Annotated in this window: 21 protein-coding genes; 6 read left to right on the top strand and 15 right to left on the bottom strand. The window is 51.9% G+C overall.

The annotated features are described in order from the left end of the window. The first annotated feature begins 25 nt into the window (after window positions 1-25). A complete protein-coding gene (locus tag BWM17_RS03735; protein WP_309492583.1) occupies window positions 26-1006 on the top strand; it encodes a beta-ribofuranosylaminobenzene 5'-phosphate synthase in 981 nt (326 codons plus the stop codon). Here the strand turns inward: BWM17_RS03735 and BWM17_RS03730 are convergent. Beyond that, window positions 1003-2316: an MBL fold metallo-hydrolase gene (locus tag BWM17_RS03730; protein WP_309492582.1), complete on the bottom strand. Its 1314-nt coding sequence runs from the start codon at window positions 2314-2316 to the stop codon at window positions 1003-1005. The genes BWM17_RS03735 and BWM17_RS03730 overlap by 4 nt on opposite strands. Before the next feature lie 23 nt (window positions 2317-2339). Next, the gene (locus BWM17_RS03725) at window positions 2340-3005 is read right to left on the bottom strand and encodes a DUF2119 family protein (RefSeq protein WP_309493718.1); all 666 of its coding nucleotides are present in this window, start codon (window positions 3003-3005) and stop codon (window positions 2340-2342) included. Window positions 3006-3120: 115 nt separating this feature from the next. Here BWM17_RS03725 and BWM17_RS03720 point away from each other — a divergent pair, with 115 nt between their 5' ends. Then, the gene (locus tag BWM17_RS03720; protein ID WP_309492581.1) at window positions 3121-4308 is read left to right on the top strand and encodes a bifunctional 5,6,7,8-tetrahydromethanopterin hydro-lyase/3-hexulose-6-phosphate synthase; all 1188 of its coding nucleotides are present in this window, start codon (window positions 3121-3123) and stop codon (window positions 4306-4308) included. A gap of 98 nt (window positions 4309-4406) precedes the next feature. Here the strand turns inward: BWM17_RS03720 and BWM17_RS03715 are convergent, their stop codons facing one another. The 5 genes from BWM17_RS03715 to BWM17_RS03695 all read right to left on the bottom strand — a co-directional run bounded on the left by BWM17_RS03715 (window position 4407) and on the right by BWM17_RS03695 (window position 8511). Then, a complete protein-coding gene (locus tag BWM17_RS03715) occupies window positions 4407-4691 on the bottom strand; it encodes a DUF211 domain-containing protein (protein WP_309492580.1) in 285 nt (94 codons plus the stop codon). Window positions 4692-4782: 91 nt separating this feature from the next. Beyond that, window positions 4783-5469 carry a hypothetical protein gene (locus BWM17_RS03710; protein ID WP_309492579.1) on the bottom strand — a complete coding sequence of 229 codons (687 nt, stop codon included), beginning with the start codon at window positions 5467-5469 and terminating at the stop codon, window positions 4783-4785. A gap of 130 nt (window positions 5470-5599) precedes the next feature. Beyond that, on the bottom strand, window positions 5600-6232 hold the full coding sequence (rpsB, locus tag BWM17_RS03705) for a 30S ribosomal protein S2 (protein WP_309492578.1): 633 nt from the start codon (window positions 6230-6232) through the stop codon (window positions 5600-5602). Window positions 6233-6331: 99 nt separating this feature from the next. Continuing rightward, complete coding sequence (locus tag BWM17_RS03700; RefSeq protein WP_309492577.1) at window positions 6332-8095, bottom strand: aldehyde ferredoxin oxidoreductase family protein; 1764 nt, start codon at window positions 8093-8095, stop codon at window positions 6332-6334. Beyond that, window positions 8092-8511, bottom strand: coding sequence for a 4Fe-4S dicluster domain-containing protein (locus BWM17_RS03695; protein ID WP_309492576.1), 420 nt, complete (start codon window positions 8509-8511; stop codon window positions 8092-8094). The genes BWM17_RS03700 and BWM17_RS03695 overlap by 4 nt, the downstream gene beginning before the upstream one ends. A gap of 166 nt (window positions 8512-8677) precedes the next feature. Here BWM17_RS03695 and BWM17_RS03690 point away from each other — a divergent pair, with 166 nt between their 5' ends. After that, complete coding sequence (locus tag BWM17_RS03690; RefSeq protein WP_309492575.1) at window positions 8678-9094, top strand: ferritin-like domain-containing protein; 417 nt, start codon at window positions 8678-8680, stop codon at window positions 9092-9094. 39 nt (window positions 9095-9133) lie between these two features. Here BWM17_RS03690 and BWM17_RS03685 read toward each other — a convergent pair whose 3' ends face one another. The 6 genes from BWM17_RS03685 to BWM17_RS03660 all read right to left on the bottom strand — a co-directional run bounded on the left by BWM17_RS03685 (window position 9134) and on the right by BWM17_RS03660 (window position 14442). Next, window positions 9134-9535, bottom strand: a complete 402-nt coding sequence (locus BWM17_RS03685; RefSeq protein ID WP_309492574.1) for a hypothetical protein — start codon at window positions 9533-9535, stop codon at window positions 9134-9136. 62 nt (window positions 9536-9597) lie between these two features. Beyond that, entirely contained in the window at window positions 9598-10767 is a 1170-nt protein-coding gene (locus tag BWM17_RS03680) for an ADP-dependent glucokinase/phosphofructokinase (RefSeq protein ID WP_309492573.1), read from the bottom strand. Between the two features lie 121 nt (window positions 10768-10888). After that, window positions 10889-11968 carry an inositol-3-phosphate synthase gene (locus BWM17_RS03675; protein WP_309492572.1) on the bottom strand — a complete coding sequence of 360 codons (1080 nt, stop codon included), beginning with the start codon at window positions 11966-11968 and terminating at the stop codon, window positions 10889-10891. A 92-nt stretch (window positions 11969-12060) separates the two neighbouring features. After that, a complete protein-coding gene (gene purM / locus BWM17_RS03670) occupies window positions 12061-13158 on the bottom strand; it encodes a phosphoribosylformylglycinamidine cyclo-ligase (RefSeq protein WP_309492571.1) in 1098 nt (365 codons plus the stop codon). A gap of 63 nt (window positions 13159-13221) precedes the next feature. After that, window positions 13222-13668, bottom strand: coding sequence for an Hsp20/alpha crystallin family protein (locus BWM17_RS03665; protein WP_309492570.1), 447 nt, complete (start codon window positions 13666-13668; stop codon window positions 13222-13224). 12 nt (window positions 13669-13680) lie between these two features. Next, window positions 13681-14442, bottom strand: coding sequence for a proteasome assembly chaperone family protein (locus BWM17_RS03660; protein ID WP_309492569.1), 762 nt, complete (start codon window positions 14440-14442; stop codon window positions 13681-13683). 178 nt (window positions 14443-14620) lie between these two features. Between BWM17_RS03660 and BWM17_RS03655 the strand changes: the two genes are divergently transcribed. From BWM17_RS03655 to BWM17_RS03645, 3 genes are all read left to right on the top strand, one after another. Continuing rightward, window positions 14621-15199, top strand: a complete 579-nt coding sequence (locus BWM17_RS03655) for a nucleotide exchange factor GrpE (RefSeq protein ID WP_309492568.1) — start codon at window positions 14621-14623, stop codon at window positions 15197-15199. A 166-nt stretch (window positions 15200-15365) separates the two neighbouring features. Continuing rightward, window positions 15366-16829: a hypothetical protein gene (locus tag BWM17_RS03650; RefSeq protein ID WP_309492567.1), complete on the top strand. Its 1464-nt coding sequence runs from the start codon at window positions 15366-15368 to the stop codon at window positions 16827-16829. Then, a complete protein-coding gene (locus BWM17_RS03645; protein ID WP_309492566.1) occupies window positions 16819-18126 on the top strand; it encodes a VWA domain-containing protein in 1308 nt (435 codons plus the stop codon). Before BWM17_RS03650 ends, BWM17_RS03645 begins: the two co-directional genes overlap by 11 nt. Window positions 18127-18179: 53 nt before the next feature. Here BWM17_RS03645 and BWM17_RS03640 read toward each other — a convergent pair whose 3' ends face one another. Both BWM17_RS03640 and BWM17_RS03635 read right to left on the bottom strand, forming a co-directional pair. Further along, complete coding sequence (locus BWM17_RS03640; RefSeq protein WP_309492565.1) at window positions 18180-19988, bottom strand: PINc/VapC family ATPase; 1809 nt, start codon at window positions 19986-19988, stop codon at window positions 18180-18182. Between the two features lie 68 nt (window positions 19989-20056). After that, a complete protein-coding gene (locus BWM17_RS03635; protein ID WP_309492564.1) occupies window positions 20057-20314 on the bottom strand; it encodes a hypothetical protein in 258 nt (85 codons plus the stop codon). Window positions 20315-20339 lie beyond the last annotated feature (25 nt).

Here is a 20339-nt window from a genome sequence, read left to right as displayed (position 1 = left end):
CACCCCCGGGTTAGGAGATGATGGAATGATTAAGATAACCGTTACCACGCCTTCCCGCCTCCATTTCACCCTCATCGACCTCAACGGAGAGCTGGGCAGAGTGGACGGGGGGGTAGGCGCAGCCCTGGAGACCCCCGGTTGGGAAATTGAGGTTGAACCTTCCCGGAGACTGGAGGCCCAAGGCCTATGCCGGAGGTTCGCTGAAAAGTTCGTTCAGCACCTCCATCAAAAACCTCCAGTTTCCATCAGAGTTTTGAGCTCTATTCCCCAACATGTGGGCTTAGGTTCTGCCACCCAGCTGGCCTTGGCTGTGGGGAAAGCTTTGGCGGAGTACTTGGAGTTGAAGCTCAGCGTAACAGAGCTGGCCGCTCTCATGGGAAGAGGGGGAACCTCCGGCATAGGGGTCGCTGCCTTTCAAGCCGGAGGCATTATCCTAGACGGCGGTCACAGTTTCGGAGCTGAAGCTCAAAAGCGAGAGTTTCTTCCTTCCCGGGTTTCCAAGGCGCCCCCGCCTCCCATCTTGGCTAGGGTCCATCCGCCTCCAGACTGGTTTTTCGTGGTCGCTGTTCCTGATGTCTCAAGAGGCCAGCATGGGCGTCAGGAGGTTGAAGTCTTCAAGACTTACTGCCCCCTCCCATCCCGGGAAGTGGACAAGCTGGCCCGGATTATCCTGATGAAGCTTTGGCCGTCGCTGGTGGAGGGCGACGCCTCCAGCTTCGGAGCAGCCCTCACCGAAATTCAGGGGATAGGCTTCAAGAAGATCGAGCACCAGCTTCAAGCTCCGATCGTCCGGCAGATTATCGATTTCATGCTGGAAAAAGGAGCTTTGGGTGCGGGAATGAGTTCCTTCGGGCCGGCTGTCTACGGCTTCATCCGAGGAAAGCCTCAGGCGGAGAGGTTGAAAGAGGAGGCTCAAGTTTTCCTAGAGGAGGAAACCGGAGGACTCGTCTACTACTCACGGGTAAGCAGACGTGGCGCTTTGCTGAAGAAAGCCGGGCTAGCCTAAATGGAATAAACCCTATTTTTCTCCACCAATTTGACGTTAACCTTGGTTCCCAGAAACCTCCGAAAGAGTTTCGGGTGTTCGCAGTGGATGGGAAAAACCTTTTTGGCTCCCATGGCCTCCACCGCCTCCTTCAGCTGGTGGGGCAGGGCGTGTCCTGAGACGTGGATGTGGTATTGAGGTAGACCGTAGTGGTCCAGCCAGTTAACCAGCCTGTCGAATTCGATTTCCCCCTCCTCTGTGACAGGCTCCGAGGAGGAGAGCACATAGCAGCTTCCGGCTTTGGGGTTTATCTCCAAAAGCTCGCCGAGGCTGTAGAAGGAGGTGGAGAGGATAATCTTTCCCTGATTCGCAGCGACTCCCGCCGGGTCAACGACGTTGTCCAGCTCCATCAAAGCCTGCTCCCAAGGGGCATACCGTTTTTTGCTCCTTTTGAAAACCAGCAAACAGCCGTCCTCCAAGCAGGGGACCTTCAGGTGCGGGTCTCCGCCGAGCCTCCTGAGGAGATGAGCCTGTTTTAGGGTGACAGCCAGCTGCCTCCCGGTTTTTTCAGCCACTCCGTGGAAGGACCTGAGTCTGTCAAGATCCCCTACTGCGAAGTCCGCTAACACTAGACCTGAGGTTTTCTGGACGAGTTTCTCCAGCTTCGCTGAAACCTCCGCCTCCGAAGACATCTCAGCCCCCACCACGTTTGTCCCCTCTACGATGACTGCCTGAGGGTCTGCTTCCCCTGCCTTGCGGAGGAACTCTTCCGTCATCTCCGGCCGGGAGCCATGAAGTCGGAAGTCTCCAGTGTAGACGACGGAACCCTCCTCCGTGTGAACTATGAGTCCGTAGGCGCCTGGAACAGAGTGGTCCACGTGAATCGGCTCTATTTCCAAGCTGCCAAGCCGAATTTTCTTCCCGGTTCTGAACGTCTTGAACTCTAAACCTTCTAGGTCGAATTCGAGGTCTCTTCCCCTCAGCTCCATTAAAGCCTTGAGAATGGTGGCCGTGGTTTCCCCGCAGAAGATAGGGATCTCCCTCTTCAGAAAAGAAACATAACCGGCATGGTCTAGGTGGGAGTGGGAGAGGAAAACCCCGTTCAAGCTGGGCTCAGACCTATCGAACCTGTAGACGCCTTTCAGCCTCGGCAGCAAACCGAACTCCAGCAGGCTTTTCTCTGTTTTGGGACATAGGAAAGTGTAGTAAAATTTTCTCCTGAGAGCGAAGGACATGCCGAAGTCGAGGAGAATTCTGTCCTCTCCGCTTTCTATGAGAATCTTGTTGCCGCCTATTTCGCCGACGCCGCCGTAGAAGGTTAGGGAGACCAACCTACAATCAGCCCTTTCAGCCTCTAGATAAAAGCGTTCTCCGAGTTACTTTTAGTTGGCGGGCCCCGCGCGCCTACGCCTTCGGGAAGCCAGCCTCGAAGAAGCCTCGAAGCTTTCTCCAGTTGATGAGGGTACTCCGTTTTGAATTTTTCTAAAACCGCTCTCCAATTTTCGGAGTTTTTTATGAAATTCAACAGTCGGAGGGCTTTCATCTTCGTCTTGAGGGAAGCTCGGCAAGGAACCTCCAATACCAAGGAAAATTCGAATTTAAATCTAGAAAGCAGGTGTGGAGACACGCTTCCGAGAAGCATCTTCTCTTCCAGTTCGACCATGGGCGGCACTCCCGTCTTGCTGAGTCTCTCCAAACTGGTCAGGGATGAGAAAGCCGAGTGTCGATAACAGTGAAGCTCCACGTAGATGGAGGGATTATACTCCCGAATTAGTGACAGAACCTTAGCACCTTCCTCGGTTTCATAGTAGCTCTCCTGAAGAGTACTGAGGTATTTTTTACCCATGGAGAGAGTGGGGATGATTATCGTCCTTCCACTGGAGGGAACACCGTCCGCCGCCACCCTCATCAAAATGGGCTTAGCGGTCTTCCCCTCCCGGCCGTGTAAACCGCCTAGGAAAAGCCTTGTGGGCCCCTCCTTGGGGGATCGAAGCTCGTAGACTCTTACCCCGAGGTCAATGCCTCCCGAAGCCTACGCCCCCGCCGTCATCCAGATTCCAAGGCCCTTTAAAAGCTAGAGGTATTTATAGGTTTGGACCTAATATTATTCTCTCACTCGAAGAGGTGCCCGTGGTTTGGATTATTTTATAGGAGAAGCCTTGGTGGGAGAAGGCGCTGAGGTAGCCCACATAGACCTCATCATCGGAGACAAGGAAAGCCCAGTGGGGCAGGCCTTCGCCGCGGGGTTAACCAACGTTTCCGCGGGGCACACGCCTCTCCTAGCCGTCATAAGGCCTAATCTTCCCCCTAAACCCTTCACTCTCATCGTCCCCAAGGTCACCATCGAAGAGTCCACTCAGGTGGAAAAAGTATTCGGCCCAGCTCAGGCGGCTGTGGCTAAGGCTGTAGCCGACGCTGTGGAAGAAGGCGTCATCCCAGCGGAGAAGGTGGAAGACTGGGTTATACTGTGCAGCGTCTTCGTCCACCCTGAGGCTCAAGACTTGAGGAAAATATACCATTACAATTATGGGGCGACCAAACTGGCTTTGAAAAGAGCCCTCGCCGGCTACCCGCCTTTGGAGAAGATCATGTACGACAAGGACAGAGCCAAGCATCCCATCATGGGCTTCAGGGTTCCGAGGCTGTGGATGCCCCCCTATCTGCAGGTGGCCTTAGACATACCCGACCTTGAAAGGACTAAGACCATCTTGGCGGAACTTCCCCTCAGCGACCGGCTTATCTTGGAGGCGGGCACACCTTTGATCAAAAGGTACGGTGCCAAGGTTATTCGAGCCATCAAGGAAATTGCCAAGGAAACCTTCGTCGTAGCCGACTTTAAAACCTTGGACGTGGGGCAGGTGGAGGTTAACCTAGCCTTCGACGAAACCGCCGACGGAGTGGTGGCCTCAGGCCTTGCCAGCAATGAAACCCTGAACCTTTTCATCTACGAAGCCGCTAGGCTGGGGATCTACTCCTTTATCGATATGATGAATGTTCCTCACCCCGTGGAGAAAATTAAAGCTCTGAAAGAACCTCCGGACGTGGTCATCCTCCATGAAAGCATAGACGTGGGGAGAGGGGAAAAAACCCGGTGGGACCAGATAGCGGAAATCAAAGAAGCCCCTAAGGGGAAAAAGAAGCTCTTGGTGGGCGTAGCCGGGGGTATCCGCCCTTCAAACGTACACCAAGCCGTCCAAGCTGGCGCTGACATCATCGTGGTAGGAAGATACATAACTCAGTCTAAAGACCCTAAAAGGTCTGCCAGAGAATTTCTCTCCCTGCTGGGAGAGGACATGGACCTCTACCGTGTCCACGTAGAATAAATCGGCAGTGTTTCCATCCGGCCGGACGCTTTTCTGAACCCTAAGCAACGCTTTCAAGGGAAAAGCGTCTTCGCAGCTGTCCCGGGCTTTCCTCAGCCTCAGGTAGGCTGGGAGGGGGTTGATATTTTTTTCCTAGCCACGTTTATCTCGTCGATGCTTCTTATGGCCGTGCCGTGGTCGTTCATTACTTTGCAGAGTTCATCGTAGTTGATGTTCGCCCCTCGGATGGTGAGCTTGATGGTCTCGGTTTTTACATCCACCTCCATGACGGATATGTCAACCTCCTCAACCCCTTCAACCCGGCAGATGGCCTGGGAAAGGTCTATGATGGAGCTGTCCCTAGGCATGAGGGAATCGATGACCAGCCTTCTGATGTTAACCATAATTTCTAACCTCCGTCCCTTTCTAACGAAAAGAAAACTGGCGAATATAAAACTGTTCTCCAATTAAATATGGCGGCCTATCCCAGCCTGTCTAGAAGACTCCTACTAGATTCAACTCCTTTAGGACTATTAGAATTCCCAGCCCGATGCTCAAGAAGCCTGACATAGCCCTCAGACACCGGTTCAGCTTTGCGGAGCGTTCAGCTGAAAGTATGAAGGGCAGGCTGATGACGGCGCTCAAGCCCATCATGCCTAAGATGGAACCCACCCCGAAAACGAGGATGTACACCAAGCCGAGGAACAGGGAATCCAGAGTTGAAAGCACCAACAGAAGCAACACAGCGCTTCCCGCTAAGCCGTGAATCATGCCTATGAGGAGCGGCGTGTGTTTATGGTCGTGGCTTTCCCCAGCTCTGTGGGAGTGGAGATGAATGTGTGACTGCGCACCATGGGTGTGGCGGTGGAAATGAACCCTGTCCCATAGGCTTCTTCTGAGGACTGAAACCCCCAGCGCCACCAGCATGATTCCCACGGCAAATTCGAACGGAAATCTCATCATGTCGGATAGGGTAACTTTGAAGAGTAAAACGGTGAATCCTGCCACCAACAGGGTGAAGGTATGTCCGACTCCCCACAAGGTGCCGAGGATCGAAGACTTCACTAGACTTTTGTTCTTGCTAACGATGGTGGACACTGCCACTACATGGTCTGCGTCGGCTGAATGTTCTAATCCCAGCACAAAACCGAGGGAAAGAACTAAAAGCAGTTCTGCTTCCAATTTTCAACCCGGCATGATATTACTTGTTAACCTGAAAGTATTACAAGTATTTATATTTAACCAGAGACTCTAACCCGGAAAAGAAGCAACAAGCACCAAAAAGCTGGAAGCCGCGGTTTGCCCCTGACGACTAAGTTTCTTCCTTACTCTCGGTAAGCTTGGTCTCGAAATCTTCAACTGGCACCGAGAGGTTGCCGTCCGTGGAGATAGCCCCTCTCTCCCGTAGAACCTGTCTGGCTAGAAGCCAGTAAACCATGGCCAAGGCTTTCCTCCCTTTGTTGTTGGTGGGGATGACGAGGTCGATGTTCTCAACAACATTGTCGGTGTCACAGAGGGCGATGACAGGCAAGCCGATCTTGGATGCTTCCCCTATCGCCTGCTCATCGGCAGCAGGGTCTGTGACCATCACCAGCTGAGGCTCCATGTAGCTGGGGCAGAGGGGGTTAGTGAAAGCGCCTGGGGGGAACCGTCCTAAGATAGGAACGCAACCTGTTACTTCGCAGAATTTAGCCACAGGCGTCTGCCCGTAGAGACGAAAGGAAACCACAGCTATACTGCTGGGGGGAAAAGTAGCCATAAATTTAGCTGCTATCCTGACTCTTTCATCGGTTTTTCGGGTGTCGATGATGAACAGGCCGTCAGGCCTCACCCTGTAGATGTAGGGCTCCATATGCTTGGTTTTGATTTTCGTGCCTATCTGAATGCCTGAAACCACCAAGCTTTCCAAGGGCAGCAGGTACTCATAGGTTTCTGCGGATGTCAATTTTTCTCCCCCTCAATCCTGCCTTGCAAAGTGTATTCACAGATGCTTGGCTGCCCATAAATCTTTTCCACCAACCAAGCCGTTTAAGCCTCGACGCCCTCATAAGCTTTCCAGTTTTCTCCTGTAAAGGTTTACACTTTCTCTGATAAAGTCCTCGGAAATAAAGCCCAAGGGAGTAGGCGTCTCTAAAACTCGTTTTGGCACCTTCAGCCCCTCGAAGCTGAAGCCTTGACTGAACTTGAACTCATACTTGGCTTTCAGGATCTCAGCCCCCAGTTTCATCAACTCTTGGTAGCTCACCGGATACCCAGCTACATTCAGAGCTTCAACCACGATTTCCTGCGTGTAGACTCCTCTGCCAAAATAGCATATTACAAGGCTGGAAAGTATCTGCCGCCATATCTCCTCCGAGATCAGGGCAGCTGCAACATCCTCCGCTGTAGGCTGTCTTCCAGCCGCGCTCCACTTTTGGTCGATACTGTACCCACTGCCGTCTAGGTGGCTGTGACGCGCGCCCACAAGATAGCCTACATGCGCCGCCGGGCCGGTGTGGTAGCCGGGCATCTCATTACCTCCGAAGGCTAGAGCATACTCCGAGCCTCCGTACTTTAAAGAAGCGTAGTCGACACCGCGGGCTAAGGCTCGAAAGAAATCGTTGGGCTGCTCCACCAGCATCTGAATGGCCTTAGTATAGGCTTCAGCGTCGCCCCATCTCAGCCTGAGGCCGGAGAGCTCTGTCTCTGTTATCAATCCTCTTTCCTGCATTTCCGTCGCCCAAGCCAAGGCTACACCGGTGCTCATGGCGTCCAAGCCGAAGGTTTCCACTTCGTCGATAAGTTTCAGAACCTCTGGTGGAGAAGGTATCTCAAGCATGGAACCCAAGGCGTAGATAAGCTCGTAGTCGTAGGAGATCATCTTGGTCTTGTAGAAGTAGGGCTCAGTTTCGTAGGGTTCCCTCAAGGCAGCGATGTGGACGCAGCTAACAGGGCAGTGGGCGCAGGCCACCCTTCGGCCTAGATATTTTTCAGCAAAACTTTCCCCCGAGATGTCCTCTGCCTTTTCAAACGAAGCCGATGACAGGTTTTTGGTGGGCAGAGCTTTCATCTCGTTCAGCGGGCCGATGTTCATAGCCGTGCCCAGTTCATGGTATTTTTTCATCGCGGGAGATGTGACAAGTTGCTCGAAGATTTTGTCGTAGACCTCCCGGTACTGTCGGGGTTTCTTGAACTTGAAGGAACGCTTTCCGGAGATGGTTAAGGCTTTCAGCTTTTTGCTGCCGAAGACTGCTCCCAGCCCCAGTCTGCCGAAATGTCTGTAGGTTTCGGTGACCAGGCAGGCGTAGGAAACTAGTTTTTCCCCTGCTCTCCCGATGCGCATGATGGTTCTCACTCCAGCCGCCGGCTCCCTTCCTCTTATCACCCGCCCAACCGTGTAGCTGCTGCGCATTCCCCAAAGGACTGAAGCTTCCCTGAAATGGACATCCTCCTCGTGAACTGCAAGGTAAACAGGTGTTTCGCTGGAGCCTTTAATCACCAACGCACCGTAGCCGGCCATCCGTAGGGCGATGGAGCTTCTGCCTCCCGCATAACTTTCACCCAGATTGCCTGTGAGAGGAGACTTAAACATGGCTGCGGTTTTGGAGGCTATTGGAAAAAGCCCGTTCAAGGGGCCCACGGCGAAAATCACAGGGTTTTCCGGACCGAAGGGGTCAGCATCCTTGGGGCATTCTTCCTTGAGCAGTTGGATGGCGACTCCTGCGCCCCCCAGCCACTTTTCAAAAAGCTCAGGCCTTTCCTTAACCCAGAACCTCCGCCTTGACAGATCCACATAGAGAATCCGGCTGAGGGAATCTTCTTCCATCATTTCTTTTCCCCCTCCAAGGGTTCAGCTTTCAGAACCCCGAAGGCGCAGAAGTCAGCGCAGTAGCCGCAATAGACGCAGATAACAGGCTTGGCTTCAACTTTATTCCAGAAGATAGCCCCGATGGTGCAGGCTTCAACACAGTTCTGGCATCCGATGCACTTTTCCGGCTTGAGAATGACGCCCCCATGTTTTCTGAGCTCCAAAGCGTTGGTGGGGCAAACCTTCATGCAAGGGGGATCTGGGCAGGCTCTGCAAACCGTTACCACGAAGCCTCTTTCAAACCCTCCAGCAGATCTGACGTGAATTGCCGACCTAGATAGACCTGCTTCGGCAAACCTTCTGTTGCAAGCAAACATGCAACACTGGCAGCCTACACAGAGGTCGACGTCTACGACGGAAAGCCTTCTATAGACCATGGTGAAACCTCGAATATGCTTCCTTGGAGTATATTAAGCGGCGGGGATTATTATCTTTCACTCCAGGAGAGGAGTCTTTCTGCTTGATTATCTTTGTTGCGGGCAGGTGATAGAAAATCTTAAAAACAAATCGCGCCTATTTCGGAGTATAAGGTGAGGTTAGAATATGGTATCAAAAAAATTGCTGGATTTGTTGAATGAAGCAGTGGCAAGAGAGTTACAGGTATCAATCCAGTATATGTGGCAGCATATCCTCTGGGCGGGGGTAGAAGGTTTCGCCGTGAAGGATGAGCTGAGAAGCATAGCTATAACCGAGATGAAGCACGCTGAAGAAATCGCTGAAAGACTGGCTTACTTGGGAGGAAAACCTACAACCAAACCTAAGCCCATCTTTGTCGGAAAAACCCTTAAAGAAATGATAAAACAAGATATAAAAGACGAAGAAGGAGCAATCCGGCTTTACAAGCAGATAATTAAAACGGCGCAGAATGAAGAAGATGTGACCACGGCGAGAATTTTCAGAAAGATACTGGAGGATGAAGAAAACCACCACGACACATTCACAAGCCTGATGGAGAAATAACCCTAGCTCCCGCCGGGGTCGCCCGGCAGGGTTGTCTTTTTATTTCCAACGTCTCATGAAGGTTTTCACGAGTTTTTCTGCGCTCAGCTTAGCGTTTTCTTTTAAGGCTTCGATGTCCCGGTCTGAGGCTTTCTCCACGTGAAGACCTGCCACAACTACTGTGGTGAGGTTAAGCTTCTTGGCGGCTTCCTCTGAAAGAGGTTTAACTATTTCATCTTCCTTATGGCCGACTACCGTGAGCACCGAGGAAGTTGCACTCAGCCTACGAGGATCCTTCAAACTCGGCCGAGGGACAGCCAAAGCTACAGCACCCACATGGGGAGATTCTCTGCCAAAGATGCAGAGAACTGCTCCTCTTTCCATGAAGATGCCTACGCTGTTCGCAGCGGTTCTTCCCTTTCCAGCGGACGCTGTCAATATACCTGTACCCGAAGCTTCCATAATTTTGGAATAAAACCTCCCGGCATATAATTTTACCACACTGCGAACAAAGCCCTTCATCTTTAGGGAATAAGCGCCTTGACTGACTGAGAAGCAGCGAAGGCGTCTCCTAGGCCTGTTAAAACCTTTGGGTTCCTGTTTATGAGAGCGGGAATGAGGCAGAGGCTGTAGCCGTCTCTCTTCTCTTTTCTCGGCTTAACCTCTGAGCAGGGAAGACCAGCAGCTGAATTCAGACTTTCTTCGAAGGGAAGACCGAAGGTTTTAGCCGCGGCGACCAAACGGCCTGTGGTCAAGGCTTCCGCTTCCCTGTCTAAGCTGTACTTCGATACGGATAGGGCGAAGGAGGATGAGTGAACGCAGACTCTGTCCACACCATAGAGCTTAGCGGCCTCCAATGCAGCTTCAGCTAGGTCTTCAGGTCTTCCTGAAGAAGCCTTCAGGAAGTCTGCGCATTCTTTCTCGTTAAGACCTAGAGAGTCTACGCAGTGATAGTCTGTGAACTTTTTTAGGGCATAGGTTAAAGCCTCCTCCGAACCTTGACCCAGTTCCAAGTGCACTTTTGGCCTCCTCGAACCGTCCAAGTAGTCAACTACCTCGTCGGTTTTCTTTTTGAAATCTGGGAGAAGAAGATGGGCGTAGGCGAGAATCAGAACGTCCACGAACCTCCGGTCGGAGGCATGCTCCAGAAAGTCGTAGTCAAATTTTCCCTCCGAAGACATCCTGTCCCAGGAGAGTATATGGCGCCCTTCTAAGAAAACCCCTAGAGAAGGGTCTTCTGTAAACTCGAAGACGATGTGGTCGTATTCCGGGTCCCCGACCCGTACTGCCTCCTCAGGCAATTTGAATTCTTTTCCACAAGCTATCTTGAAAGCCGGGGAAGCCCGCATGAGGTTGGGAGGCCGGCAAGGGTAGGATACCAACGGCCTAAGACCTAGGTCGAACAAAACTTTACCCATATGGTAACCGTTGCCTCCAACTCTTTTCTCCCTCCTCTTAAAAAGAGAATCAAGAGAAGAGTAGAGTTCCCGGGATATGAGGAACTCCCTTCCTCCTTCCCTGAAAGCTTTTTGCAGAGTGTATACAGCTTCTTCCAAGGACTTTAAAACAACGGCTTGCGGTTTTACTTTTTGCAAGTTCTCAACCCAGCGAAGAACCTGACTGTCTACTCTGACGAAAGAATCCCAGTTACAGTATAGACCCGTAGCCACCCTGACGGTTGAAGGTATCATCATCCTTCGACATGGTTGGATGAAGAATTTAAAGATTAAACCCTACACTACACTATCGCTTCTTGAAAGCTGAGTCAAACTTCCCTAGGGTGGTGTAGGTGAGGTGAATCTAACAGCGGAGTTTTCACCGCTGTCTTTTACCTTGGATGAATTCCTCCACCCACACTCTGGCTTGATGGTCTGGAACCTGTTGAGGTGGATGTTTAAAGGCGTAGGCTGAGATGCTGGTTAAGACTCCGCCTAACTCCCTGTCTAACCCCAACTTCATCGCCCGAATCACATCGACCATGACTCCAGCGCTGTTTGGAGAGTCCTCCACCGCAAGTTTCAGGTCCACCGTAATGGAGGCGCCGCCGAACTTCTTCCCCTTAATGTGGAGGTAACATATTTTCTGGTCGTTGAGGAAAGGCACGTAGTCGGAGGGGCCTATCCGCACAGGTATTTCGTAGGGGAGAAGACTTGTAACCGCCTCGGTTTTGCTTATCCTCTTCCTAGCCAAGCGATCCTCCACCGTCATGTTGAGGAAGTCGGTGTTTCCCCCGATGTTCAGCTGATAGGTTTCATCCACTTTGACGCCTCTGCTCTCCAAAAGCTCCACTAAGGTCCTATGGATGATAGTCGCACCCACTTGGCTTTTGATGTCATCGCCAGCCAGCGGCAAGCCTACTTCCTCGTACCTTTTCACCCATTCTGGACTGGAGGCTATGAACTCCGGTATGGCGTTGACGAATCCGCAGCCAGCTTTAAGCGCGGCTTCCGCATAATACTGCGTAGCCTGTCGGCTGCCTACGGGAAGATAGTTGATCAGCATATCAGCCTCCGAAGCTCTCAGGACATCAACGATCTCCACGGGCTCCACGGGGTCGTCGTCCTTAAGCCCGAAGCTTTCCATCATGTGAGGTGCCACACCATCCAGCATAGGCGCTGGTTGAACCGGTACCCCCAAGTATGGGACATCGGAGAACTTCAGGGTACAGTTGGGCGCGGAGAAGATGGCTTGGGAGAGGTCTTTTCCGATTTTTCTGGGGTCCACGTCGAAGGCTGCTACAAACCGTATGTCTCCGATTCTGTATCCTCCGAAAACCGTGTGCATGAGACCTAAAACTTTTTCATCATCACTTACGTTTCTGTAGTAGTAGACTCCTTGGACTAAGGAAGAAGCGCAGTTGCCGACACCGGCTATAGCGACTCTTATCTCAGCCAAGGAAACTACCTCCGTTAAACTGTTTTTTAATCGGGCCTAGAAATATAAGATTTTTGATAATCCGGCTGGGAAGGACTTCTTCCTTACAGAAGCTAATATTTCTCAAATCTCCCTCTAACGCCAACCAACCGCTTGGGTTTTATTCGGATCCTCCTTTCAGGGTCTTTTACAGCTTTTCCTAGAAGATGAGCTCTTCCACCGTGTTTTTCCGCTATTTTTAACGCTAAATCAACTTCTTCCTTAGGAATCACCGCGCAGAAACCTATTCCCATGTTGAAGACCCGGTACATTTCCTCCTCAGCCACCTTTCCACTGCTTTGGATGAGGTTAAAGATGGGGGGAGGAGGGGGTAGGTTTTCGATGAGGAAACCGCAATCTCCACCTATCCTCCCTAGGTTTAGGAGGCCTTTTCCGGTGATGTGAGCCATAGCCTTAACCTGGAGGCCCGAATCTAGCATTTCCAGAGCCTCCGCCACATAGATGCGGGTGGGCTCGAGCAGTTCTTCCCCCAAGGGCCTGTCAAGTCCTTCCGCAGGCTTGAAGAGGCTGAGTTTAGCCTTTTCTAGGAGAACTTTCCTAGCCAAGGTTAGACCGTTGCTGTGGATGCCTGAGCTTTCAAACCCTACGACCACATCGCCTTCCCTAACAGCTTCCCCTGAAAGCAGGCGATTCAGGGGCAGGAGGCCGATGCACATGCCAGCTAAGTCGAATCCTCTGCCTTCCACGCTACCTTGGATGATTTCTGGAAGCTGAGCTATTTCACCCCCCACGATGGCCACCTTCGCCCTTCTGGCTCCCTCCACGAGGCCTGAGGCTATCTCCTTTAAAAGCAGCGGGTCCGGCTTTTGAACGGCGATGTAGTCGACGAAGGAGAGGGGCTCCGCTCCCACGCAGACTACGTCGTTCACGTTCATGGCCACGCAGTCGATGCCCACGGTGTCGTATTTCTCCATAAGCTGGGCGATAAGAACCTTGGATCCCACTCCGTCGGTCTTCACAGCCAAGCCCAGTTTCTCGGAAATTTTGACGACGCCGGAGAAGTGGGAAATGGGGATAACAGCGCTGCCGGGTCCTTTTCGGAAGACGAAGCTTTCATGGCATTTTTTCACAACTTCTCTGAGGGCCTCTTCCTCAGCTTCGATGTCTACGCCGGCTTCCCTGTAGGTGACCTGTCTCCTTTTTTGAACCATCATCATCCCCGCTGCTCGATCCGAGGCTTTTTAAGGCAGAGCCTGCTGCCGGAGGATGGCCTTCTACTCGATGGGCACCTCGAAGCCCACGGTCTTTTTGGGGATGGTTACCTCCAAGATGCCGCCTTGGAACCTGGCCCTAGCTTTCTTGGCTTCCACGGTGGTGGGTAGTTTCAGGATTTTCCGAAAGACTTCAAACTCCACCTGCCTTTGGAAGGGTCCCCACGGCTCGAATTGAATGCACTGCCGGGTGGGAGCTTCAACTTTGAGACTGTCTTTTGTGATGTGAAGCTTTATGTCTTCCTTTCTGACGCAGGGCAGGTCTATGGTGACGATGACGTTTTCCTCGGTTTCTTGGATGTTGGTGAGGGGTTGAAGCTCCTTCTTGGTCACGTCGTACATGGGCGTTTCAGGCAGCATGGCTTCGGTGAATTCTTTCATCATTCGGTCTATTTCGCTTCTGATCTCATCGAAGAGGTCGAAAAAGGAACGCCTTTTCCTAGTTGACATGGCTGACCCCCCCTAAACGTAAATTCCCGGGACCTCTTGCTCCTGTACCTTATGCATGCCTCTCAGCTGCTCTTGAGTTCTTCTCATGAGCTCCCGAGCTTTCACCCTTATCTCCTCAGCCTTCTCCAAAAGCTCCTCAACCCCTATGTTGAGGTTCAGCAGGGAGTTCAGGCTTTGAATAGTGGAGGCCGAAGCTCCAGGGTCTGGAAACTGGAAGTGAGACTCGGCGAGAAGGGTGATGTTAGGCTGGTTTTCCCGGAGGCACTCTCGGATGAGCAAAGCATAAGTTCCCACAAGAACCCCCTCGTCGAAGGGAGGAATCTCAGCCTTCTTAATGAGAGCTTTAGCACTGTCGGTGGAGCCCACCGCGTAAACGGTGGGTTTCTCCACATCCATTCGGTTGGGGATAGCCAGACCTGTCATCCCCACGACAAATTCGATCCCCCTCATCTTAGCCCACCGGGTGAGAGCCCGGGTGAGGTAGAAGAGAGACTTGGGAGTCAAGGCCACTTCCGTGGTCATGACGGCTAGGCTTCCGGAGCCGTAAAGCCTCAAGGGAGGCTTGGGATGGTTTTTGTGGACGATTACCACTGGGGGGAGCATATCTGACTCCACGTATCCTATCTCCGTCATACCCAGCGACTGGACTAAGTGGGAGGCGGCGATAGGGCCCACCAAACCTACGTCCGGAACCCCGACGATAAAGGCTTGCTTCTTGACGTCAAAGGGAGCTGTTTCCACAACACGCATTTCTTCCATTTTAACGCTGGACAAGTTTCATTTCACTCCTTCAGCTTTCTCAGCTCTATTTGCATAGAAAGCTCGCTGCTGATTTAAAAATTCATACCCTACTCTTCGGCTGAAAACCCGAAAAACTTATTATGGAAACGCAGTTTTTCAAATGCTGAAAACTTTCGCTTTAAAAATGCTTTTCAGGGGGTAGCAAAAAGCCGTGGGTTCCTCGGAGCCTCATGAAAAAGAAGAAAAAGAAATCGAAACAGCGGACCCTGAAAAGCTGAAGGGAGAAATAGAAAAACTTAGGAAAGCCTTGGAGGAGGAGAAGGCGCGGGCGGAAGGCTACCTCAACCAGCTTAAATATCTTCAAGCAGACTTCGACAACTATCAGAAGAAGGTTAAAAAGGAAATCGAAGAAGCCACGGAGGCTCAGAGCATTCCACTCATGGTGAAGCTTCTGGAAATCGTGGACAACCTAGAGAGAGCAGCTCAATACACCGGGCCCTCTGCGGGAGAAGGGCCACTGGCTGAAGGAATCCGGATGACCTTAAGGGATTTAAAGGAAACCCTGAAAGATCGAGGCGTAACGGAAATCGATGCCTTGGGAAAAACTTTCAATCCAGCCGTCCACGAGGCGGTGGAGCAAGTTCAAACCGATTCGGCTGAAGATAACACCGTGGTAGAGGTCCTCCGGAAAGGCTACCTCCTCCACGGTAAACTCCTCCGGCCCAGCATGGTTAAGGTGGCCAAGGCGGTGGGGAAAGCGGCTGAGAGCTCCCAGAGGGAAAGCGGCTGAAGGCCCCTCTCTGGGCTGTTATTTGTTTGTAAAACGTGAAATAAATAAGTAAGTAAATCTATATTGTGATAACTCTCATCCCAGATATCTAGGGAGTTGTGGAAAAACGCCGAATCCCTCCAAACTCGGAACAGGCGAAATAGACCGCCTCATCTTCGAGGAAGTGGTGGTAAAGGAGAGTAACGCTCCAGTCTTCACCCTCTACGGGGAAGAAATCGACATCTGGAGTCCCCCCTACAAGGAGTACCACTCAAAACACACCATCGACTACATAATAGAGAAAATCTTGGAAAGTGAAAAGGCTGGAGTGGACATCTTCCCAAGCGTAGTTGGAAAGAGAAAGGAAAAAGAGCTGGTGAAAAACGCCCTCCTCTCCAATTCCCCCATCCTCTTCAAGGGAAGAAAAGGCTACGGTAAGACAACTTTCTCCAAGGCTATAGCGCAGCTGCTTCCCACCAAACTCTTGGCGGTGAAGGGATGTAAAATCCACGACGACCCCACTCGGCCTTCCTGTTTCTCCTGCAGAAAGAGGCTTCTGGAAAGCAACAGGGTAGAGCTCACTTGGATTCCGCGGATATGGGTCAGGATTCCCGGGGACCCTATGCTCACCAGCAGGCAGCTCATAGGCGGCATATCCATTCAGAAGATTAGGGAAGGCTATGAGCTGGACCATCCTGAAGTCTTCATTCCCGGAAGGGCCCTCAAAGCCAATCGGGGGGTTGGATACTTCGACGAATTGGGGGCAGTGCCCTCATCCCTGCAGACTCTGCTCCACGAGTTCTTTGAAGAACATCAGGTGACCACCATGGAGGGGGATATTGTCCCCTTCAAGATCGATACCCTGGAGTTAGCTTCCACCAATCCCGCCAACTACCGGGGAACCTCACCCATCAAAGAGCCTCTCCTAGACAGGATGGAGGAAATAGAAATAGGGCCTCCTGAGACTTTGGAGGAGGAAATAGAAATAGGTTTGAGGAACACGTTTTACGCCACGCGATCCGGAGAGACCCCCAAGATACCTCCTTGGCATCAGGAGATATTGGCGAGAACGGTTAGGTACGCCCGCGACAAGGAGCGGTTTGCCGACGCTCGGAGGATAGAATCGGAGCCTTCCTGCAGAGCTACCATAAAACTATTTGACCACGTTCTATCTAAAGCTCTGAGAAGCGGCCGGAGGACGCCTCTCCTCTCCGACTACGGGGAATTCAACGAAATAGTCAAACTTGCCCTCGTAGGCAGGATGGAAGTGGAATTTGGGTTTGTGGACAAGAAGGAGGAGATCGTGGACAAGCTGCTGGAGGAGGCTTTGAAGCAAACCTGCAAAGAAATCTACAATCAGCTTTCCTCTGAAAAGTTTCGAGAATTCTACGATGCTCTGAGAGCCTGCGGCACACCCTCGGATGGGAGACAGGCTTTATCCGTTCGAATGGAGCTTGTCCCCAAGCTGAGAAAGTATAGAGTAATCAACCAGTACGTAAGGGCTATTTCCCGCGACGATGCGCTGGAAGACGATTATTATCTTTCAACCGTGGAGATCATCCTAGAATCCATGCTTCACTGTGCTCCTAGGTTGGTGGACAAAAAGGACTTCACCTACTATTTGGGAGAGCTGGTGGAAAATGAAGCCTGAATGTGAACTGTGCAGAAAGCCTGAGGAGCAAGAGCTTTCCTCCATTCTAGGAAAAGAGATGACAGGGGACCTTCTTTACAAGCTTTTTAATCCTGATGCGCAATCACGTGAAAAAAAATCTGAATCTCAACTGCTGGAAGAGCTCATTCGGCAATGCAAGAACCAGTGTATGGAGGAAAGCCTCGGCGCGGAGGCGGAAAGCCAACTTTGGCATTGGATGAGAAGCCACGACAGCCGATGGCTGAAAGAATACGTGCTGCAGCGTAAAGCCAAAGAGAAAGCTTGGCAGCAGCTTCTGGAGAAAATCAAAAAAGGTGAAATTCAGCCTTCAGATCTTCAAGCCGAACAGCTGATCCAGCATTTCCTCAACCAGATACTGGAAGCCCTCAACAAGGAAGGTTGGATTGAGCTGAAGCCGCCGAAGGATTGGCCTTACCAGAACGTTTTAGCCTTGTATCCGGAGTTTACGGAGAAAAGTGAGAAAATCATAGCTGAGAAAGTGTTGGAGGAAGTTTTCTTAAACCTGAAAAAACATCAAGATAAGGGCCCCCATGAGATTGAGGAAACCGGTTGGGGTAGTATGCCCTCCTCCACTCTCCGGGAATTCGACGAATTCCAGCACTCTTACGATATGTTGGACATTCAGGAGACCCTTATCCGCACGGCAGTAAGAGACCCTGTGAACATGAGGATCGCGGAGGATGACTTGAAAATCAGGGTTCCCCTCCACGAAGCCAAGTCAACCAACGCCCTTTTGGTCGACGTGTCCTACTCCATGCGAGGGAATAAGTTTAGAGGAGGCATAGCGGCAGCCTTGGCTTTCAGAGAGATACTTCAGAGGGACTACAAGGAAGATAAACTCCATGTAGTAGCCTACAACCAGAGGCCTCAACTCTTGTCCTACGGGCAGATCGTTAAGCTGAGGCCTTATGGATACACTGACATAGGACAGGTTATCGACTTCGCCACAGAGCTTCTCTCCCGGGAAGAAGGCAACAAGAACATTTTCCTGATAACAGACGGGGAACCCACTGCAGCCTGCCATGGGGATGAAACACCTGAAGAAAGCGCCTTGAGGGCTGCCTACATGGCCGGGAAAGCCGACATCAGGCTTAACATCATCATACTGGACCGGCGGCCGGAGCTGAGACGTTTCTGCGAAAAAATGGCGAGGCTAAACGGAACCTCCACCATCACCTATGTGGATGACCCCTTAAACCTCAAAGAGTTCATCATAAAGTTTTTTGTCCAGTTTAAAAAAACAGGACAGCAAATTAAACGCTGCCGAAGTTCATAACCCCACGCCCAGAAAACCCATGCCATATACGGCCTAATCTTTTTCGGGTCAGCTTATACTGTTACGGTGATCTCCCGGTCTTCTGTGATAGCTTCCCCGAGCTCCCATCCCATAGGGCTTCGTTTCGAGACCCGTATCCTAGCTTTTTTACCCACCGTCGCTGCGAAAAGAAATTTTCCGTCCACATAAACACGGGCTTGGCTTCCTACTATTTCAGGGTCGAAAAGCAGGTCGATGCTGCTTTTGGTTTCCTCTAAAGAGAATTTGACGGGTTTTCCCTCTTCGCCGCGGAGAGGCCTTACATCCAGACGGATTCCCAGCTTCTTCTCCAGCTTGGAGATGTTGGCGCCCTCCCTGCCTATGAGCATGGGGATGCTTCGGCTGTCCGCTCGGATCACAGCCCGGTCTGAGGAGACCAGTTCCACCTCAGCCTTGGGGGCGAGCCTGCGGATTTCCTCCAAAATCCGGGTTTCAGCCAGCCTTCGGGCTGGGGGAACCTTGGCGGCTTCGGTGGGGGCGACGGGGACGATGATGTTCTCCTCCCCAAAAGTGTAGACTTCATACTCCAAGCGGCCGCTTTCAAAGTCTCTGATTTCTATGACAGGCCTTGTTAGGGCTTCATCCGTCATCCCCGTGGGGACTTTGACCGTTAAACTCAGCTCGTAAACTTTTTCCACCGTTCCGTATCGGAGGAAAATCAGCGTGTCGACGATGTGGGGGATCATTCCCAACTCCGTCCGCCCTATGAACCTCTGGATGGCGTCGATGGGGCTGCTGGCATGGGTTACCCCTATCATGCCCACTCCAGCCAGCCTCATGTCGGCGAAGGTCTTAAAGTCCTGAGTTTTTCTGATCTCGTCGAAAACAGTGTAGTCAGGGCGGACGAGGAGGAGAATGTCCGCTGTTTTCTCGAAGCTCCCCTCCAAGGGAGCATACTGGGTGATTTCAGGCCCCACCTGCAGGTCTCTAGGGGCCTCCAGTGTTTTCACGATCTTATCTTGAGCCATGTAGAACTGGGCTAGAGAAGAGGCGAAGGTGGTTTTCCCGGAGCCCGGAGGCCCAGCTATGAGGATACCCTCTGCCTTGTCCCGAAGTCTTTCTAAGAGTTTCGGAGATAAGCCGTAGTCATCCAGCCTCAGCTTCACCACAGGCCGGACGATGGTTACTTCTAAGCCGTCTGAGAAGGGAGGCCTAGCCACGGCTATACGGTAGTCTCCCAGCTGAATGACGGTGGCATTATTCATGGATATTTCGAAAAGACCCTTCCCTCTGAGCCTGCTGACTTCGTGGATCTCCCTGATGGTGTTCTCCATCTCCTCCTCGGTGAGAGGCCTCTCTCTCAACTTCACCAGTTTGGAGGCGCCGGGTTTGCCCCGCTTGGCCATGGGCGCGGCTCCCGCTTTCAAGTGAACACTCATGGTATCGGGGGTGAAGTATTTTTCAAACTTCAGCTTAGGCGGCCGGCCTTCGGGAGGAATGTAGACCACCTTGGCGCCGTTGGCTTCGGCGGTTAAGGCTTGAACATAGTCCGCGGTGACGAGGGTTCCCCCCTCCTTTAAGGCCATGTCCATGATGAGGGCGTCGATTCTACCGCTTCTAGCCAGCTTGATGTCGTCTAAGCTAGGCCTAGTGCCAGAGAAGGAAACTTTAATGCCTCGAGTCTCCCCCACGGCTCTGAGCCTTTTCAGCTCTCTTAACCCTATGAAGCCTGAGTCCCGACCTTTGGAGGCTTGAGCCTGAAGCTCTTCCACCACCACCAAGGGAACGACCACTTCTTCAGCCTTGAGTTCTCCTCGCTCCAACATGCGAACTATCTTTCCGTCTACGATGACGGAGGTGTCAGGAAAAATTCTTTCAACCATCTTTAACTCCCATCAATAGGCCAATAAACTCTTAGAGCTCTCCCGCTATAAGTTGTTTCCTCAAGCCCTCATATGGTGGTTCCAGCCGGCGGGGCTGGCCTTCTTTTAAGTTTCTCAGGCACGTGGAGGGACCGAACCACGTTGTGGGAGGTGATAACGTAGACAGGGTCTCCGGTGGGGGTGTACTGGTTTTTAAGCCGGCGAACGCCTATGAGGACGGTCTTTACCTTGAGGGTTGAGCCGTCGCTGAGCTTGTACTCGTTCCAGTCTTCTTTCACGGTTTCAAAGTCCAAGTCTTCTCCTTCGCTCACTGGCGGCTGACTCAAAATTCATCCCCCATTAGAGGGGAGT

Source organism: Candidatus Hecatella orcuttiae (assembly GCF_002009985.1).
In the GTDB taxonomy this organism is placed as follows: domain Archaea; phylum Thermoproteota; class Bathyarchaeia; order Hecatellales; family Hecatellaceae; genus Hecatella; species Hecatella orcuttiae.
The sequence above is the reverse complement of the archived record's forward strand: the minus strand, read 5'-3'. Positions and strand labels throughout refer to the sequence as shown.

Coding starts and splice junctions, on each gene's coding strand:
- BWM17_RS03645 (WP_309492566.1), top strand. CDS start 16,819: ATGAAGCCTGAATGTGAACTGTGCAGAAAGCCTGAGGAGCAAGAGCTT.
- purM (WP_309492571.1), bottom strand. CDS start 13,158: ATGGTTCAAAAAAGGAGACAGGTCACCTACAGGGAAGCCGGCGTAGAC.
- BWM17_RS03735 (WP_309492583.1), top strand. CDS start 26: ATGATTAAGATAACCGTTACCACGCCTTCCCGCCTCCATTTCACCCTC.
- BWM17_RS03665 (WP_309492570.1), bottom strand. CDS start 13,668: ATGTCAACTAGGAAAAGGCGTTCCTTTTTCGACCTCTTCGATGAGATC.
- BWM17_RS03690 (WP_309492575.1), top strand. CDS start 8,678: ATGGTATCAAAAAAATTGCTGGATTTGTTGAATGAAGCAGTGGCAAGA.
- BWM17_RS03640 (WP_309492565.1), bottom strand. CDS start 19,988: ATGGTTGAAAGAATTTTTCCTGACACCTCCGTCATCGTAGACGGAAAG.
- BWM17_RS03680 (WP_309492573.1), bottom strand. CDS start 10,767: ATGATGATACCTTCAACCGTCAGGGTGGCTACGGGTCTATACTGTAAC.
- BWM17_RS03685 (WP_309492574.1), bottom strand. CDS start 9,535: ATGGAAGCTTCGGGTACAGGTATATTGACAGCGTCCGCTGGAAAGGGA.
- BWM17_RS03715 (WP_309492580.1), bottom strand. CDS start 4,691: ATGGTTAACATCAGAAGGCTGGTCATCGATTCCCTCATGCCTAGGGAC.
- BWM17_RS03700 (WP_309492577.1), bottom strand. CDS start 8,095: ATGATGGAAGAAGATTCCCTCAGCCGGATTCTCTATGTGGATCTGTCA.
- BWM17_RS03695 (WP_309492576.1), bottom strand. CDS start 8,511: ATGGTCTATAGAAGGCTTTCCGTCGTAGACGTCGACCTCTGTGTAGGC.